Annotated in this window: 15 protein-coding genes; 10 read left to right on the plus strand and 5 right to left on the minus strand. The window is 70.1% G+C overall.

The features are described 5' to 3' along the window. Positions 1-137: 137 nt before the first annotated feature. On the plus strand, positions 138-1,358 hold the full coding sequence (locus tag QZ607_RS18555) for a PQQ-dependent sugar dehydrogenase (protein WP_295885742.1): 1,221 nt from the start codon (positions 138-140) through the stop codon (positions 1,356-1,358). A 95-nt stretch (positions 1,359-1,453) separates the two neighbouring features. On the opposite strand, the gene pstC is transcribed toward QZ607_RS18555, so the two are convergent. After that, positions 1,454-2,428, minus strand: coding sequence for a phosphate ABC transporter permease subunit PstC (pstC, locus tag QZ607_RS18560; RefSeq protein WP_295885744.1), 975 nt, complete (start codon positions 2,426-2,428; stop codon positions 1,454-1,456). 280 nt (positions 2,429-2,708) lie between these two features. On the opposite strand from pstC, the gene QZ607_RS18565 reads away from it, so the two are divergent. The 7 genes from QZ607_RS18565 (at position 2,709) to QZ607_RS18595 (ending at position 10,180) form a co-directional block, all read left to right on the plus strand. Further along, entirely contained in the window at positions 2,709-3,080 is a 372-nt protein-coding gene (locus tag QZ607_RS18565) for a hypothetical protein (protein ID WP_295885746.1), read from the plus strand. Positions 3,081-3,305: 225 nt separating this feature from the next. Continuing rightward, entirely contained in the window at positions 3,306-4,667 is a 1,362-nt protein-coding gene (locus tag QZ607_RS18570; RefSeq protein ID WP_295885747.1) for a DUF2325 domain-containing protein, read from the plus strand. A 670-nt stretch (positions 4,668-5,337) separates the two neighbouring features. Beyond that, complete coding sequence (locus tag QZ607_RS18575) at positions 5,338-5,988, plus strand: hypothetical protein (protein ID WP_295885749.1); 651 nt, start codon at positions 5,338-5,340, stop codon at positions 5,986-5,988. A gap of 171 nt (positions 5,989-6,159) precedes the next feature. Next, positions 6,160-6,618: a hypothetical protein gene (locus tag QZ607_RS18580; RefSeq protein WP_295885751.1), complete on the plus strand. Its 459-nt coding sequence runs from the start codon at positions 6,160-6,162 to the stop codon at positions 6,616-6,618. Between the two features lie 142 nt (positions 6,619-6,760). Then, entirely contained in the window at positions 6,761-7,210 is a 450-nt protein-coding gene (locus QZ607_RS18585; protein WP_295885752.1) for a hypothetical protein, read from the plus strand. Positions 7,211-7,218: 8 nt separating this feature from the next. Then, the gene (locus tag QZ607_RS18590; RefSeq protein WP_295885754.1) at positions 7,219-9,396 is read left to right on the plus strand and encodes a heavy metal translocating P-type ATPase; all 2,178 of its coding nucleotides are present in this window, start codon (positions 7,219-7,221) and stop codon (positions 9,394-9,396) included. A gap of 430 nt (positions 9,397-9,826) precedes the next feature. Next, a complete protein-coding gene (locus QZ607_RS18595) occupies positions 9,827-10,180 on the plus strand; it encodes an HMA2 domain-containing protein (RefSeq protein WP_295885756.1) in 354 nt (117 codons plus the stop codon). A 288-nt stretch (positions 10,181-10,468) separates the two neighbouring features. Here the strand turns inward: QZ607_RS18595 and QZ607_RS18600 are convergent, their stop codons facing one another. The 4 genes from QZ607_RS18600 to QZ607_RS18615 all read right to left on the minus strand — a co-directional run bounded on the left by QZ607_RS18600 (position 10,469) and on the right by QZ607_RS18615 (position 14,970). After that, positions 10,469-12,748 (minus strand): peptidyl-prolyl cis-trans isomerase, encoded by a 2,280-nt coding sequence (locus QZ607_RS18600; protein ID WP_295885758.1) that lies wholly within the window; start codon positions 12,746-12,748, stop codon positions 10,469-10,471. 256 nt (positions 12,749-13,004) lie between these two features. Continuing rightward, complete coding sequence (locus QZ607_RS18605; RefSeq protein ID WP_295885760.1) at positions 13,005-13,367, minus strand: hypothetical protein; 363 nt, start codon at positions 13,365-13,367, stop codon at positions 13,005-13,007. Between the two features lie 200 nt (positions 13,368-13,567). Further along, on the minus strand, positions 13,568-14,059 hold the full coding sequence (locus QZ607_RS18610) for a hypothetical protein (protein ID WP_295885762.1): 492 nt from the start codon (positions 14,057-14,059) through the stop codon (positions 13,568-13,570). Between the two features lie 584 nt (positions 14,060-14,643). Further along, positions 14,644-14,970 carry a hypothetical protein gene (locus QZ607_RS18615; protein WP_295885764.1) on the minus strand — a complete coding sequence of 109 codons (327 nt, stop codon included), beginning with the start codon at positions 14,968-14,970 and terminating at the stop codon, positions 14,644-14,646. A gap of 426 nt (positions 14,971-15,396) precedes the next feature. Between QZ607_RS18615 and dmeF the strand changes: the two genes are divergently transcribed. Both dmeF and QZ607_RS18625 read left to right on the plus strand, forming a co-directional pair. Then, complete coding sequence (gene dmeF, locus QZ607_RS18620) at positions 15,397-16,485, plus strand: CDF family Co(II)/Ni(II) efflux transporter DmeF (RefSeq protein ID WP_295885766.1); 1,089 nt, start codon at positions 15,397-15,399, stop codon at positions 16,483-16,485. Positions 16,486-16,756: 271 nt separating this feature from the next. Further along, positions 16,757-17,779, plus strand: coding sequence for a Fe(3+) ABC transporter substrate-binding protein (locus QZ607_RS18625; RefSeq protein WP_295885768.1), 1,023 nt, complete (start codon positions 16,757-16,759; stop codon positions 17,777-17,779). Positions 17,780-17,871: the final 92 nt, after the last annotated feature.

The raw sequence follows: 17,871 nt of genomic DNA on the forward strand, positions 1-17,871 counted from the left end.
TATATGGTCGCACGCGGGCACTGCCTGCGGTCAGCACGGCCGCCGGCGCGGCCCGGCGATGTCAGCCTCTGCCGGTCGTCGAGCCGTCACCGCTCCGCACGCCGGCCGGCCATGGCGCCACCCAGGAGAACAATTCCATGCGAGACCAGGCCGATCATTCACCCGCGCCCACCGGCGCAGCACCCCACCGCTTTGCCACATCGGCCCTCGCCGCCGCGGGGGTCGCCGCGCTGCTGCTCGGCTGCTCGGCACCTGCGGGCTCCATCGAGCCCACGGGCACGGCGCTGCCGGAGGCCACCGGCTGGCGCCTGGAGACGGTGGTCCGCGGGCTTACGCACCCCTGGGCCGTCGCCTGGCTGCCCAACGGCGATGCGCTGATCACGGAGCGCCCCGGGCGGCTGCGCCTGCTGCGCGACGGCGCGCTGGACCCCGCGCCCATCACCGGCCTGCCGGACATCTGCGGCGACTGCGGCCAGGGCGGCCTGCTCGATGTCGCCCTGCATCCGGACTTCGCGAGCAACCGGCTCGTGTACCTGACCTTCGCCCAGGGCGACCCGGACAAAAACCGCACCGCCCTGGCGCGCGGCCGGCTGGATGCAGCGGGCAAGCGCCTGCTGGACACCGAGGTCATTTTCCACAACGCCGACTGGAAATCCGGCGGCCAGCACTTCGGCTCCCGGCTGGTGTGGCTGGCGGACGGCACGCTGCTGATGAGCATCGGCGACGGCGGCAACCCGCCCGTCTCCTTCCGCGGAGAGAACATCCGCAACCAGGCGCAGAACCCGGGCACGCACTTCGGCGCCGTGCTGCGCCTGACGGACGATGGCACGGCACCGCCGGACAACCCACTCGCCGATGACCCCGCAGCCAAGCCCGAGATCTACAGCTGGGGGCATCGCAACATCCAGGGCATGACCGTCCACGCCGACTCCGGCGTCATCTACGCCAACGAGCACGGCTCCCGCGGCGGCGACGAGCTGAACCGCATCCAGCCCGGCAACAACTACGGCTGGCCCGAGGTCACCTACAGCAACGAATACTGGGGACCGCGCATCTCCGACAAGACCCAGGCGCCGGGCATCACGGACCCGCTGGTGGTCTGGACCCCGTCCAAGGCCCCGAGCGGCCTCACCGTCTACACCGGCGAGCGCTTCCCTGACTGGCAGGGGGACCTGCTCTCCGGGGCGCTCAAGTTCCGGGAGATCCACCGGCTGGATATCGAAGACGGACGCGTCCGGGACGAGGAGAAGCTCGACATCGGCGCGCGCGTGCGTGACGTGCGCATGGGTCCCGACGGCGAGCTCTATGTGCTGACGGACGAGGACGACGGTGCGCTGCTGCGGATCGTGCCGGATTGATGCGCGACGCACAGGGGCTTCATCCCGCTGGATCGGTAGCCCGCCGGGCGGTTCTGACCCGCCGTGTGCTGCCTGAGGAACTGCTGGCTCCGGGGTCAGCGCCCTGCCTCGAACCTGCGCATCGCCAGCTGCTGCACGCCAAGGCCAATGACGTTCACCAGGAGCGTGATGGCCAGGAGCACCAGGGCCGCGAACATGAGCGCCTGCACCTCGATGGCATCGGCCTCCGGAAAGCTGGAGGCGAGCCGCGAGGCCAGCGTGTTGGCCGGGGCGAACAGGGACAGGTTGATCTGGTTGCTGTTGCCGATCAGCATCGCGAGCGCCATGGTCTCCCCCAGGGCGCGGCCGAAGCCCAGCACCAGCGCCGCGAGGATGCCGCTGGAGGCCGTCGGCAGCATGACCCGGAAGACGGCCTCCGCCCGGGTGGTGCCCATGCCGTAGGCGGCCTCGGTGATGGTGAAGGGCACGCGGCGCAGGGCATCGACGGAGATGGCCGCCACCGTGGGCAGGATCATCACCGCCAGCACCAGGGCCGCCGGCGCCAGCCCGGGGCCGTTCAGGGAGGTGGCGAAGATGGGCACCATACCCAGGTTCTCGTGCAGCCAGTCCGCCACCGGCCGCAGCGCCGGGATCAGCACATAGATGCCCCAGAGCCCGAACACCACGGACGGGATGGCCGCCAGCAGCTCCACGACGACGCGGAAGGTGGCCGCGATGCGCCGGTGCACGAAGCCCTGGGTCAGGAAGATGGCGATGCCGATGCCGAACACCCCGCCGAGCAGCAGCGCCAGCAGCGAGCTGTAGAGCGTGCCCCAGATCTCCGGCAGCACCGAGTAGACATCGTCCACCGTATCCCAGGTGGTGCCGGTGATGAAGCCGAGGCCGTAGGTCTCGATGGCGGGCAGCGCCGCGCCGCCGATCTCCAGCACCAGATAGCCCACCAGCACAATCACCAGCAGGGCGCAGCTCCAGGCGATGCTGCGCAGCAGGGTATCGGCGCCCTGCTCCCCCCGCGTGGGCGCCTGCGCGATATGGCCTTCGGTGACGGCGGCGAAGGAATGCTCGGTCATGGGAGTGGATGCGGATGCGGATGCGGATTACAACGACAGCGCCGCAGCGCGCGTGGGCCAGCGGCCGGCAGGGCAGCGGCGGCCGCAGGGTCTCTGCCGCAACCCGGGCTTTGGGCGCCGATCACGGCGGGAGGGGCCGGCTGACCGGAGTATGCGCCGATGCGCAGTCAGGGGCTCGCACAGCCGCCATGATTAGAGCAAAGCGCGGCGGCGCACACCAGCCCGCGGGTCAGGCCCCATGCTGCCGCAGCGTCCCCCCGAAGCCAGACGGAGCCCCGCCGTGCCGAGCCCCCGCCCGCTGCACCCCGCGCAACTCCCCGGCCGGCCCCGGCCAACGCCGCGACACGCTGGTGCCGGCCGCTATCGCCTGCTGCTGCGGGCACTGCTGACGCTGGCGCTGGCCGGCCTTGCAGCAAACGGCGCCGCCCAGCGTGCCGTCATCCACAAGTGCACCCAGCCGGACGGGCGCACCGAGTACTCCAATGTCCCGTGCGGCCCGGACGAGCGCATCGACTACATCACCGGCGACAGCTTCTCCGTCATCGACCGGGATCCGCGCGGCGGGGAGCGCGCGGTGGCACCGCCGTTGTCCCCGCGGGCGCTGCGCCGCCAGCGTTTCATGGAGCAGGAGGCGCGGGAGCAGGGACGGTGAACCGCCGAGTCGTCGGCAAGCCGGCGACCGCCTGCGCCAGGTCACGCTGCACGCGCCATGCCCGGCATCCAGTCAAAACAGGCGACTTTACGCGAATGCGAATCGTTTCTATTATCTGACGGCAAGCGAACGGCGCTCCCACCCGGGCGCCGGCCTTCGCCGCCAGCCGCCGCCGCAGGGCAACCGGCCAGCCGCGTCCCATCGATCTGACCCGAGGACACCGGCATGTGCCGACACCACAGCAGCCCGCCCCCAGCCGTTGCACCGGACCCGACCACCGCGCCCGCGGATACCGCAGCCGCGCCCCAGCAGCAGCCGGCGAGCTTCCAGGCCACCGCGGCGCCGCGCCGGGCGCCCGGCACCCGCCGCAAGCTCTGGCAGCTGCCCGCCAAATTCCACTGCCCCCTCATCGGCACCTGTCTGCACGTGGACGAGCTGCGCGCCGTGGCGCGGCGCACCGGCGCCGTCCCCGAGCGCGGCGTGGGCGACTATCAGATGCATGTGAGCTTCGTCGCCGCTGCGGACCATCGCAATCCCCTCTCGGCGGCGACCCAGAAGGCGCTGGACCGCAAGTATGCCGCCGCCCTGCGCCGCTTCGCACGCGCGCGAAGCACGGCAGCACTGCGCACGCTCTGGGAGCAGCACCTGGCGGAGGGCCGGGTGCCGGAGGCGTTCTGGGCCCTCATGACCCATCCGCAGGCGGACCCGCCGCTGCACGCCCTGGCCTATGAGGAGATTCACATGCGCTCGCACCAGATCGGCGCCGGCTTGGCGGCGGACGTGCAGGCGCTCACCGAGACCCGTGCCGAGCTCAGGCGCCTGCGCCGGGAGCAGGCCGCCGCGGCGGCCCGCCACGCGCAGACCCTCGCCGAGCGCGATCGCCGCCTCGCGGCCCTGACAGCACAGACCCAGGCGCTGCGGCAGTCCGAGCAGGACCTGCATGCCGCCCGCGCCCGCATCCACGACCTGGAGGCCGGCAATGCCCTGCGCGAGCTCTGGGAGCGGCTGGGCAGCACAGAGGCCCAACGCGATGCCGAGGCCACCGCCCGTTGCAGCGCCGAAGCCGACAACGCCCGGCTGCGGGATGCACTCACCCGCGCCCGGGCGGAAGCACGCACCCTCGCCGGGCAGCTCGCCGAGCGCGAGGCGGTGTGCGCGGCGCTGGAGCAACTGCTCGGCACCGCCCCGGCCTGCACCGGGGATTGCGACGACTGCGCCCGGGCGCGCGAGCCCCTGGATCTCGGCGGGCGCCGCATCCTCTGCGTCGGCGGTCGCGGCTCCCTGGCGCGCCACTACCGGGAGCTGGTGCAGCGCTGCAACGGGGAGCTGGTGCGCCACGACGGCGGCCTGGAGGAGAGCCGCCAGCGCCTGGAGAGCCTGCTCGCGAGTGCCGATGCCGTGGTCTGCCCGGCGGACGCTGTGAGTCACGACGCCTACCTGCGCGCCAAACGCTTCTGCAAGCGCACCGCCAAGCCCTATGTGCTGCTGGAGCGCTCGGGCATCGGCGCCTTCGCCCGCGCCCTCGCCGACCTCGCCGCGGCAGCAAACCCGCCAGCGACTGCGGGCGCCGCCGCGGGACGCTGCTGACGGCTGCCCGCAGCCGCAACGGCGCCCGCCGGGCAGGCCAGCTCCGCGGCCGGCCCGCCGGCGGACCCCCCGCCCGAAACCGTCAATCCCCTGATCCGCAGTCCCGACCATCCACTGATCCCTTGCCCTGGATCAAGGGCGAAGACGCGTCTGGTTGTTATTCGCAACGGTATTCCATTATCATCTTCCGCCGATATCGACGGTGACCGACAACGGCCGCCGCCGTTATTGGCGGCATACCCGACGCAGCCTCGCGTGACACGGCAGACACTCACCCCAGCCAAAGCCACCGGCCCAACGCCGCCAGCACGGCTGCACGGGCACGACCCATCGCATCGCGCAACCAAGGAGACGACGCATGACTGACCACGCCGAGCAGCATGGCCCGGCCACGGGCTGCGGCCAGGCACAGGGGAGCAGCGCGCCGGGCGCCCCGCCCCAAGCCGCTGGCTACGCCATGCCTGGCACCGGGCAGGCGCAGCCCGGCCCCGGGCCGGGGCATCCGCACCAGGCTGCACCGGCAGGGGCAGCGGGCGCAGGCGACACCGCCGGACAGCGCGCGCCCGGCATGGCGATGTTCGGCGGACCTGCACCGGCTGGCCCGGGACCTTACGGGCCTGCGCCGGTGGGCCCGCTCCCCCACGGACCAGCGGCAGTTGCTGCGCACGGCATGCAGCCCGTGCACCAGGGCGTGCACCAGGGCGTGCCGCCGGGGATGGCGGGCGGCATGCCGGGCAGCGCACCCGGGCCCATGCCGCCGGCAGCCCAGCATCCGCATCCCGCCGCCGCTGCCGGGGCCTATGGTCCGCATGCCCATGCCATGGGTTATGGACCAGCACAGACCATGGCTTACGGCCACCCCGCAGCGGGTGGTGCAGCCCATCCGGCACAGTTCGCGGGCGTTGCTCATGCCGGGATGGCGCCCGGCATGGCACCCGGCATGCCCCCCGGTATCCCACCCGGTATCCCCGCAAGCGGGGCAGCAGGCTTGCCACCCGCCGGCATGGCGGCGGCGCCCGGCCCGGTTGCCGCGCAGTCACCTGCCGCGGACGGCAGACCGCGGGCAGGTATGGCGGAGATGCTCGAGGAGCTCGCCGGCGGCGGCAATGGGCTTGCGAGCCTGGGCCGCATGCTGAGCCTCGATGACTCAGAGTTCTGGAAGGGGGCGCTGGTGGGCGCGGCGGCGGTGCTGCTGCTCACAAATGAATCCATGCAGGACATGCTCTTCAAGACCGGCGCCCGGGCCAAGGAAGCAGTGCAGTCCGGGGCCGGCAAGCTCAAGGAAACCGCCGCCGCCGCAAAGACCGAGGCCGGGTCCTGAGCCCAGGGCACCCTCTGCCCAAGCATTCAGACGGCCGGGCGCGTGCATACCCGAACCCGCCGCCGCATGCGATCTCGCCCGCATGCGGCGCCAGGCCGCCGCGCCGCCTCGGCAGACCCAAGCAACCGACCACCGCCCGCGCCCCGGGGCGCAACCCAGCGAGATTCGACCATGAGCGACCATCGTTACGACTCCCTGTTCCTAGACGCCGCCGCTGCGCGCTCAGGCGGGTGGCTGGCACCCGCAGCCCAGTACCCAAACCAGGATACGGCTTATCCAGCGCCCTGCGCCGGCTACGGCGGCACCAGCCCCTTTGGCAATGTCGTCGAGATGGGCAAGCTCGGCGCTGTGGTGGGCCTCTGCGGCGCAGGCGCCGCCAATCTGCATCGACTCCAGGCGGGCGACACCGATACCCGCGGCGCGGTGCTCGACACGCTGCGCGGCGGCGCCGTCGCCGGTGTCACCACCGCGGCGGCCACGCTGGTGGCCTCGCGCTTCAGCTCCGGCACCCTCGCCTTCGCGGCGACCCTGGTCACGGGCACGGCCGTGGCCTATGCCCTCACCGCGGAATCGCCCCCTGACAGCGCCGTCATCGCCGCGGATGCCGCCGGCGAGGCCGGGTCGACATGACCCGCACGTCGCGCCCGCACCGCTCCCGAACACCCTGCCGCAGCAGCCATTCGACGGATCAGCAGCACCGCCGGCGGCGCGCAGCGCGCCCAAGGCATGACCATCCCCCGGCCGCCGAGCCCAAGCACGAGGACTGCAGCCCATGAGCGCCCCAGGCCATCCTTACACCCACGGCCATGCTGCCATGACGCCGACCGGGCTCCCCAGCCCGCAGCCCGCCGCGATGCCGCCGCAGGCCGGCGTGGCGCCCATCTTGGGTCAGCCGGCACCGAGCTACCCGGCGCCCTACCCCGTGGCCTATCCGGGCACCTATGCGCCGATGGCAGGCATGCAGCCCATGCCGACGGCGGTCCAGCCGGCGCCGCGACAGCCGCAGCCGGTGATGACCAGCGGCAGCGAGCGCTTCGTGCGCGGCCTGCTCATCGGCGCCGCCGCGGCCTACCTGCTCACCAACGAGGACGTGCAGCGCACCGTCATCAAGGGCGCCGTCAAGGTCTGGTCCACGCTGCAGGGCGGCATCGAAGAGGCCAAGGAGCGCTTCCGCGACGCCGAGGCCGAGATCCAGGCGGCGGCTGCCGATAAGCACGCCTGAGGCCGCGCATGGCCGCCGTCGTCGCGCACATCCGCCCCGTCAGCCGACCACCCGCGGCGCCGGCTGCACCGGCGCCCGCCCCGACGCCGGGCATCGACTATCGCATCGTGCACGAGGTGCCCGGGCGCATCCGCCTGCGCATCCCGGCCCTGGGCCGCTCCGGCTGTGAGGCGGCCTGGATGGAGGCCTGGATGGACGCGGCCGCCGCCGTCACCGAGGCGCGCGCCAACCCTGTCGCCGGGTCACTGGTGCTGCGCTACACGGGCGGTGCGGCGGCGCGCGAGGCCCTGCTGCACCGGCTTCAGGCCTTCACCCCGGAGCGGATCGACGGGCTCGCGGATGACTGCGGCCGCGAGGCCGCGGCCGCCCCCATGGTCACCACCCTGCTGACGCTCGCGGCGCTGCCCTTCCTGACGCCGCCGATGCAGATGCTGCTGACCCTGGTGAATCTCGGCTCCACCCTGGCGAAGGGCGCTGAGACCCTGCTGCGCAAGGGCGTGAAGGTGGAGGTGCTGGATGCGGTGGCCGTCGGCCTCGCCGCCGCCAGCGGCAAGCCCTACACCGCCAACATCACGGATCTGCTGCTGGACCTGGGCGAGTACCTGGAGCAGCGTACCGCCCGCCAGTCCGACCGGCTGCTGCGCCGGCTGCTGCGCCCGGACCCGGCCATGGCCTGGGTGGAGCGCGACGGAGAGCTGACGCAGATCGCAGGCGACCAGGTCCGCGCCGGCGAGCTGGTGGTCATCGGCCCCGGCGAGACGGTGCCCGTGGACGGCCATGTCCACGCCGGCACGGCGCTGGTGAATCAGTCCACGGTCACCGGCGAGGACCTGCCGGTGCGCAAGGAGCCGCCTGCGCGTGTCATCGCCGGCTCCGTGCTGGTGGAGGGCCGCCTGCGCGTCACGGCCACCCGGGTCGGCGCCGACACCACCACGGCGCGGGTGGCGCGCTTCATTCAGGAGTCCCTGGACCGCGGCGCCGACACCCAGCGGCTCGCCGACGAGCTGGCGGACAAGCGCGTCTACCTGACCCTCGGCACCGGGGCTGCGGTGTATGCGCTCACGCGGGACCTGACCCGGCTGCAGTCGGTGTTCCTGGTGGACTATGCCTGTGCCCTGAAGCTCGGCACGCCGGTGGCCTTCAAGTCCGGCATGGTGCGTGCTGCGGACCACGGCGTGCTGATGAAGGGCGGCGACGCCATCGAGCGTCTCGCCGGCGTGGACACCCTGGTGTTCGACAAGACCGGCACCCTGACCCACAGCGACCTCATGGTCACGGATGTGCACGTCTTCCCCAACGACCTGGGCTGCACGGAGCAGCAGCTGCTCGCACTGGTGGCCTCAGTGGAGGAGCACGCGAGCCATCCGGTGGCGGCAGCCGTGGTGGAGGCGGCGCGTGAGCGTGACCTGGCCCACATCTCCCACGGCGAGGTGGACTACCTGGTGGCCCATGGCCTGAGTGCCGATGTGGACGCCGGCGGGCGCATCGTCGTCGGCAGCCGGCACTATCTGGAAGAGCACATGGACATCGGCTTCGCCGCCCACCAGACCCTGGTGGAGGGCTTGCAGGAGGCGGGCAAGATCCTGCTCTACGTCGGCAGCCACCGCGGCCCGCTCGGGGTCATCGCGCTGCGCGACACCCTGCGTGCGGACGCCGCCGCCACCGTGGCGCGGCTGCGCGCCCTGGGCATCCGGCAAGTCCTGATGATCACCGGCGACCGTCAGGAGAAGGCCGCAGCCCTGGCCGCGGAGCTCGGCCTGGACGCCTTCCATGCACAGGTGGAGCCGGAGGAGAAGGCACAGATCGTCGAGGCCCTGCGGGCCGACGGCCACCGGGTGGGCTTCGTCGGCGACGGCGTCAACGATGGTCCGGCCCTCAGCGTGGCCGATGTCGGCATCGCCATGCCGCGCGGGGCGGACATCGCCCGTGCCACCGCGGACGTGGTGCTGCTCGACGACCAGCTCACCGGCATCGCCGATGCCCGGGAGATCGCCGGCAAGACCATGCGCCTGATCCGCGGCAACTTCACCGCCGCCAGCACCATCAACACGGGCATCCTGGGCGGCGCCGTGCTCGGCTGGCTGTCACCCGTGGCCAGCGCCCTGCTGCACAACGGCGCCACCATCGCTGTGCTGCTCAATGCCCTGAAGGGCGTCTCTATCGAAGGGCGCGCTGCTGAGCCGTGAACAGGGCATCACGACGGCCCGGCGGCGGTCTTGAGTTGGGGGGGACCGCCGAGATAACTGGGGCGCCAAATCGCAGTTCGTCATACCGTCCTCACAACTGGGTGGCGGACCCGAGTTAGGGTTACCGTCCCCAGAGCTGTCCCCAGAGCTCGTCCCCAGAGCTCGTCCCCAGAGCTCGTCCCCAGAGCTCGTCCCCAGAGCCCTCGGTCCCGGCAATTTTTCGTTAGAGTTACTGTCACCGTTATTTTGCACAGGCAAGTCACGGCTGGGCATGGGCGACAGTCCCGGTGACGCGCCGGTGCGCGCCGCTGGTCAGGGAGAATCGGCGCTGGGGCACGCAGGTGCGAAGCCCGGGCTGCGCGGGAGTTGACTCGAATGCGAATCGTTCGTATTCTTTGTTCCGTTCTTATCCTTGGTTGAGACTCCTGACATGGGCCAGTACATCCACCACGTTCCCGGTCGCATCCGTATCCGTTCCAACGCCTTCCACTGCGAGGGCGAGCGCGCTGCCGCCGCGCAGGCGGAGCTGCTCGCCATGGACGGTATCCGCAGTGTGCAGGTCAGACCGCGGTCGTCGAGCCTGATCGTGCAATACGACCCGCAGCGGATCTCCCATGCCACCCTGTTCGCGGCACTGGAAGACCTCGGCTGCATGGCGCCGGTGCGCCGCGACACCACGCATGTGCGCCAGATCGGCGAAACCTTCGGCAAGGCCCTGGTGGGCGCCGTGATGCAGAAGGCGGTGGAGCAATCCGCCCGCAGCCTGGTGACGGGGATCGTCTGACGCCGCCGCAGCCGCCCGGCGTACGGGAGGAGCGGGGGCGGCGCGACACACTCGCCGGCGCCGTGCTGTGGAGAGCTCGATGCCATATGATCACTTGCCCCCGGCGGACTGAAGTCCGCCTGCCCCAGGGTGCCGACTTCAGTCGGCGTACCCGGGGCGGCCTCGCCACGTCGGCGCTGATGCACCAGCCTTGCGCCGGGGCCGCCCCATCGCCCGGTGGCGGCGGCGCCGGTCAGCGCGCAAGGCAAGCGGCGCCAACCGTGGCAGACGCTGCGACGCAGCAGCCTTTCAGTAGTCCAGCAGGTACTCGTACACCTGGATCTGCTCGGCGCGGCGCCGCTCGTCCACGGCGTCATCGAGCCGCTCGCTGAGGACGTTGCGCTTCAGCATATCCATCGGCATGGTCGGCTGTTCTGCGAGCGCTGCGTCGATGTCAGCGGCGTTGGCGCCGAAGGCCGCCAGCATGCTGCGGCCATTGCGCTGCCACCAGGCCCGCGCATCGCCGTCGCTGACATTATCCAGCTTGCGCAGAAAGTCACGCTCGAAGGCGACTGCGAGCGCCCGGTCACGCGCCTGCTCGAGGGCGATCTCGCGGTCGCGCTCGGCACGCAGGGCCTCCAGCGCCAGGGCTTCCTCCGCCGCATCAGCGAGACGCGCACCGATCTCCTCTGCGACATCCCCGAAGCGCGCATAGGCCGGGTCCTGCACCTCCCGCAGCCGCACCACGAAGTGGCCGAGGTCCGTCGTCAGGACGTCGCTCACCTGACCCGGTGCGAGCGTTGCCGCAGACGCCGCCACCGCCGCCGGCAGGTCCGTGCCACGGACGGACTCGACCCCGCGCTCCGCCAGGATGGCGTCGAAGATTGCCTCGCGCTCGGCCGGCGTGGCGGCTGCGGCCACCTCACGCAGACGTGCCAGTCCGTCGTCAGCACCGCCGGAGACCAGCACGTCCAGGACGCGCACGGGGGCGTCGAGCTGGAAGGTCTCGCGCTGCGCGTCATAGTACGCCTGCTTCTCGTCGTCGGGGATCTTGGCAGCGCGCAGGCGACGGACGATCTCGTCCTCCACCTCCGCCAACGGCCGATAGACCTGGCGCCTGCGAGCATCCACGCGCACCAGGAAGGTCCCCAGATCCGTTGTCACGGGGCCGCCGAAGACGCCCTGCTTCAGGCTCCGCGCGAGGTGGAGCAAAGGCTTCGGCAGGTCCGCCTCGGTGACGGTGCGCCCGGCAATGCCGGCCGGGGTCGCTCCGTCGGCCAGGGCCTTCAGCACAGCCTCCCCCTCCGCCTTCGACGCGACGCCGATGACCGTCGCCCGCTCGATGGGCGCATCCGACCACCTGGCCACCAGCTTGACCACCATGACACCCAGGGCGGCGGGGATGGGCTCACTCACCTGTCCGACGTCGAGCAGTCGCACCGCAGGCCGGACCGACTCAGGCAGGCCGGCCATGGGCACCAGGCCCGGCGTCTGGTCGGGTGTCGCAGGGTCCGATTCCGAAGGCTCGGCCGCCGGCGCGGCGAAGAGCGGCTTGGCCTCCTCGGCCAGCGCCGTCTCGGCAGCGGTCACGGATGGGAAAGTGCGCACCTGAACCAAGGCCTGGTCGAAGGGATTGCGCGCCACCAGCCGCGCCACATACCAGCCTGCGGGCGTTGCGATGACGTCGGTCATGTCCCCGGGCTCAGCGTGGAACAGGGCGTCGCGAACCGCCTGCGGCAGCCGCTCGCCGCGGATGGGCTCCGCCCCCAGCCAATGGCGTGGATCATCCGGCGCCTTGGCGATGGCATCACGCAGGGCGGTGGCCGCCGCCTCGGTGCCGCGCACAGCGAGGAGCACCTCGGTGCCGATGTCCGGGGTGCGGAATGCCTCCAGATGCTCGCGGTAGTACTGCGCCACCGCAGCGTCCGGGATCTGGTACTTGTCCACATTCACCAGCGCGGCACCCGGATGGGCCGTCTCTTCCAGTGCGAGTGCAACGCGCTGCTCCACCCGCGGGTCTTCAGCAAGGCCCGCGTCCTCGGCCATGAGCGCCAGGAGCCGCTTGCGGATCATCCCGTCCAGGGCGTTCCTGCGCGCCTGGTACAGGTCCTCGCCGCGCGCACGCCCCACGCGCTGATTGAAATCCTGGACCGTCAGGAAGGTCTCGCCGTGGCGGGTCACCAGCTCGGTCTCCGGGGACAGGTCCAGGCGGAGCTCCGCGGCATTGAAGATGCCTTTCATCAGCGCGGCGTCGTCGTGCTGTATACGCGTGCGCTCGTCGGCCTTCTCCAGCCCACGGATGGCCTCTTTGGAGGGCTTGTCCCTGGGCTCGCGTGTCGGCCTGGCCCCCGCCTCATGGGCCTGCTCCAATGCCCGGATGGCGTCCGCCGGCGCGGTCGCCGCGGGTCGCCGCGGGGACTCCAGCCGGCGCCGGGTCTGTTCTGATGACTGCTCCAGGGCGTCCAGGACCTCCGGCGCCAGCTGCACCCCAGTATCAGCGGGCCCGGCGGCAGACGCCGGGCCGCTGAGGAAGGCCATGCAGGCACCGACATGGATACCGAAACGAAGGAAGCGCAGCTGCAACGTCATAAGATGCTCTGTGAACCGTCTGACGAAAAGGACCCCGCCCGGGGCGATTTCGGCACCGCACAGTAACCTTTCTGGGCTGTGCCGGATCCGCAGCGCAACCGCAGGGCTCCGAATCAGGCATGCATCAGACCAGGCTCGACGGACGCCCCTGGGCTCGGCAGTACCCCGACGCGCCTGCAACCACAGCAGTGCTGTACGCGTCACGTACAGCAGCCTCAACGCCGGGAACCACCAAGGCGATCCGCGCAAAGGCCAGTCACTCGGCCGCGATGCCGCAGGCAGCGGCGTCCGGACCGATGTCGTTCAGTCTGAACCTCGTCGGCACGATCGGATCGAAGGTCATGGCGCCGTAGATCGGCGCGTACTCCGTCAGGTATTTGGCCTCAAGCGCGGTGCAGAGCAGGTTGCCCACTGCGTCCAGCTCAATCACATAGGGCCCCGACTGGCTCTGAATGAGGGTCACACCGACGATGACGTCGCACTTGTCTTCGCCCGCGACGATCTCGACCTGGTCGAGGATGTGGAAACAGATGTCACGGGTGATGTCGGCCGCGGCCGGCTGCGCGCTCATTAAGCCGATGATGGTGAGACAAGGAGCCGCGAGTGCGCGCTCGCGCATGATCGTCTCCTTACGATGGGGTTGTTTGAGTGACGACCTGCCCTGCCCGGCCGATTCCGCGTCAATTGGGGCAGGCGCAGCACCTGTGCCGGAGCCCAGACCACGCCTCGGGCAGACTCAGCAACACACCGAGCCCGGACACAGCGGTCCGGACTCGGCCAGGCTCGCAACTAGGCTACGAGCCCTTCCCAGGTCTCGGCTTACTCGGTGCCGCAGGCAACCGCGTCAGGGCCGATGTGGTTGAGCGTGAAGGCCTGCATACACATTGCATCGGCCTGGCAGATCGGATCGAAGGTGATGGTGCCGTAGATCGGCGCATAGCCGTTCACGTACTTGACTTCGAGCGCCGTGCAGAGCAGGTTGCCGTCGGCACCCAGCTCGATCATGTACGGGCCCTGGTTGCTCTCGACCAGGAACGCCTCGACGGCGACGTCGCAGCTGTCCTCATTGGCCAGGATCTTCAGCTGGTCGAGGACGGTGAAGCAGACGTCGAGGGTGATGTCGGCGGCGGCGGGCTGAGCGCTCATCAGACCAACGGTGGCCAGGCTGGCAGCGGCGATAGCGAATTTACGCATGATCGACTCCTTACGATTGAGTGGGTTGAGTGACAACGTGTCGCGTCTGGCGGCACCGATTGCGTTCTCTTCGGTGCCTGGAGCCTGATTCCCGAACGCTCCCCAGACGCGATACAAGATAGTTGAGACCCCAAGACTCAGCTATCGGGCATTCCCCTCTTGCAGCACCCGCTATGCCCCGGAATGTGGACGTACCTGCATGCGCCTGTGCGCCCGGATATGACTATTGAGTGACGCAGTTTGATTGACCAAATCAGTTGGCATTGCCGCCGTTTTCCGCCGTTGCGGAGACGATCCGGAGAAACCAATGACCTCCATCCGTGTAAGCCAACTGGCGGCGAGGCTTTCGGGGATTTCCATGATCGATACCCCGGGCAAATAGGGTGCCGGAATCGGAAACACCGGGAGCTGACCGCAAAGGCATGAGCGCATTGCACGTACCTGCGCTGTCCAGATTCCAGCACAGGCACCGGCCGGCGACACGAAGCGGCTCGACAGTTCCTGGCAACGGGGCCCATGGTCACTGGACGCATGGCGCTTGGATGCGCAAAAAAAAAGCGGAGCATCCTGCCCCGCCGTAGGAACGCCGACAAATCGGCGCTTTCCCTCGGGTACGCGCCCCCAAAACAACTGTGCGGTGGTCCCCGGCCTGGGCGCAGAAGGCGCAGGCAGCACGGGGCATGGGGGGCGCCGAGAGACGGTCAGCTGTGGCGGCGACTGCGTCCGCGCAGCGGCGTCAGCACGATCCCGCCGAGCCCGATCAGGGCCAAGGGCGCGAGCGCCCGCACCTGCGGCTCGAAGGAAGCGGTGTCGAACTTGTGCTTGCCGAGCACCGGCGTGGCCATGGGAGGCGTGGCCACGGGAATGGCCGGATCGATGCGGTCGTTTGGACGCAGGCTGTGGTCGGCGCTGCTGCCGCGGAGAAACCCGCTTGAATCCTTGCCCTGGAAAAGGTTGCCGCCTGCGCCGATGAGGGTCGCCTGCGCCGACCCCACCGTGGTGGTAAGCACGCGCGCGCCCGCGGTCATGGCCCGAAGGGCTGTCAGTGTCATGCGCCGATCCCCTGACTGTGTAAACGAGGTTAAACTGATACGCGCGGCGCCCGCGGCATCGTGTCCGTGGCGTTGGGACGCCCACCAAGTGTTGACGATTGCGGTGCAAACGATCTGCGATTCACAGGCGATGCGACATCAGTGAATTGACTGTCTATGACATCAGTTGTTCACTGTCTTGTGATTGGAGGATTCCTCACCTCAGATTTCGAGACGCAGCGGGGTACGCCAGTTGTCACAGTGCTCGATGCTGCGAGCGGGCGCGCTGCCGACTCCAGCGATGCGGGGCTGGCACCCTTGGGGGATCGCCTTAAACTCAGGACAATGACCCGCAGCGGGGCGTTCCGACGGCCACCCTCCCCACCACGCCGATTCACACCCAGCAGTTCTCCCACGCCCGCCATGCACGAGCACGACATCGCCGCCTGGCAGCACGGCCACGACTTCAGCACCCCGGCCGAGCAGGCCGCCGAGCAGCGCACCCGCTGGGTGGTCTACCTCACTGTGACGGCCATGGCGGTGGAGCTCCTCGCCGGCTGGGTCACGGGGTCCATGGCGCTGCTGGCGGACGGCTGGCACATGGGCAGTCATGCAGCGGCCCTGGGCCTGAGCGTGCTCGCCTACCGCTTCGCGCGCCGGCATGCCGACGACGACCGGTTCAGCTTCGGCACCGGTAAAGTGTCACCGCTCGCCGGCTACACCAGTGCCCTGCTGCTCGGCGTCGGTGCGCTGTGGCTGTTGCTGGAGTCCGGACAGCGGCTGCTGCATCCCGTGTCGATCCACTACGGCGAGGCCATCGTGGTCGCCGTACTCGGCCTGGCGGTGAACCTGGCGAGCGCCTGGCTGCTGGGAGGCGTTCACGACCATGCCCACGCCGGACATCATCACGGCCACCACCACGCGCCTGCCCGGCGGGGCCAGCGCGACGAGGGCGCCTCCGGCCCGAGCCGTGCCGGCCGACACCACAGGCTCAACGCCGCCGCCACTGCCCCAGACGGTCACCGGCACACGGATCACAACCTGCGCGCCGCCTATCTGCACGTCATCGCGGACGCGCTGACCTCCGTGCTCGCCATCGCAGCGCTCACCGCCGGCCTGATCCTCGGCTGGGGCTTTCTGGACCCGCTCATCGGCATCGCGGGCGGCCTGCTGATCGCCCGCTGGGCCTGGGGGCTGGCCCGCGACAGCGCCCTGATGCTGCTGGACGCCGAAGCGCGCGGCGACCTCGCCGCCGACATCCGCCACGCGCTGGCGGCCGAGGACGACCTCGCGGTGAGCGATCTGCATCTCTGGCGCATCGGCACCGCGAGCCACGCCTGCATCCTCTCCGTGGTCACCCACGACCCAAAGCCCGTGGAGCACTACAAGGCGCTCATGGCACACATCCCGGGCCTGGACCATCTGACGGTGGAGGTGCAGCAATGCAGCGCGGCGCGCTGTGCCGAGCCCACGGGTCAGTCCGCCCCGCGGGCAGCCGCCGACAGCGCTTGAGGACAGGTTGCACGCTCGGTCCGCGCGCCGGCGTCCAACGGCGCCGGGGCCGCGGCGCGCGCAGCCGGCACCAAGCCCTCGGCAGGCAGGGTACCCATGCGGGTCTTAGGCCTCGATACCGACGCACGCGTGACCGCGCAACGCAGACCGTGCAGCGTCCCACCGCCGAGCCCCGGCAAACCAGAACGCGCCCGCAAAAAGTAATGCGAACGATTCGCGATACTGTTAAGGTCGCAAGCTTCAGCTCTGCAATATCAACTGAGGAGACAAGATGCGCAACAACACCGCCATCGGCGCCGCCATGCTGTTCTGCCTGGTCGCCACAGCCGCCCAGGCCGAGGGCGAGCTGAACCTCTACTCGTCCCGGCACTACGACACGGATGAACGCCTTTACTCGGAGTTCGAGGAGCAGACCGGCATCGAGATCAACCGCATCGAGGGCAAGGGCGACGAGCTCATCGAGCGCATGAAGGCCGAGGGCCGCAACAGCCCCGCCGACATCCTGATCACGGTGGACGCCGGCCGCCTGTGGCGTGCCGACGAGGCCGGGCTCTTCCAGCCGGTGGAGTCGGAGCTGCTGGAGTCGCGCATCCCCGCCTGGCTGCACCACCCGGACGGCCATTGGTGGGGCTTCTCGAAGCGGGCGCGTATCATTTTCTACGACAAGGAGCGCGTGGACCCACAGGATATCCAGACCTACCAGGACCTGGCGGACCCCAAACTCAAGGGCATGGTCTGCACCCGCAGCGCAAGCAACATCTACATGCTCTCGCTGATGGCCGCGCTGATGGAGCACCTCGGACCGGAAGCGGCCGAGCAATGGGCCGAAGGCGTTTGGAACAACCGCGCCCGTGACCCCGAGGGCGGTGATACCGACCAGCTCAAGGCCATCGCCTCGGGTGAGTGTGCCATCGTGCTCTCCAACACCTATTACTTCGCGCGCGCCCTGCGCAAGGGCGACCCCACCCTGGACGCAGAGGCCCTGGAGGGCATCGGCTGGGTCTTCCCGAACCAGGAGAGCTTCGGCGCCCATGTGAACATCTCCGGCGCCGGCGTGGCCAGGCATGCCCCCAACCGCGAGAACGCCGTCAAGTTCCTGGAGTACCTGAGCAGCGAGCAGGCGCAGGAGTACTTCTCCGCCGGCAACGACGAGTACCCAGCGGTTCCGGGCACGCCGCTCGCCGACAGCGTGGCCGAGCTCGGCACCTTCAAGGAAGACACCATCAACCTGAACGTCCTGGGCGAGAATCAGGCCGAGGCCCAGCGCATCTACGACCGGGTCGGCTACGAATGAGCGCCCACTGATCGCTGCGGCTTCCCGCATCGCCGGCACCCGCAGCAGCCGGCCGCGGGTCATCACGAAAGCCCTGGTTGCGCTTTTGCGCA

It is taken from the genome of uncultured Thiohalocapsa sp. (assembly GCF_913063425.1).
In the GTDB taxonomy this organism is placed as follows: domain Bacteria; phylum Pseudomonadota; class Gammaproteobacteria; order Chromatiales; family Chromatiaceae; genus Thiohalocapsa.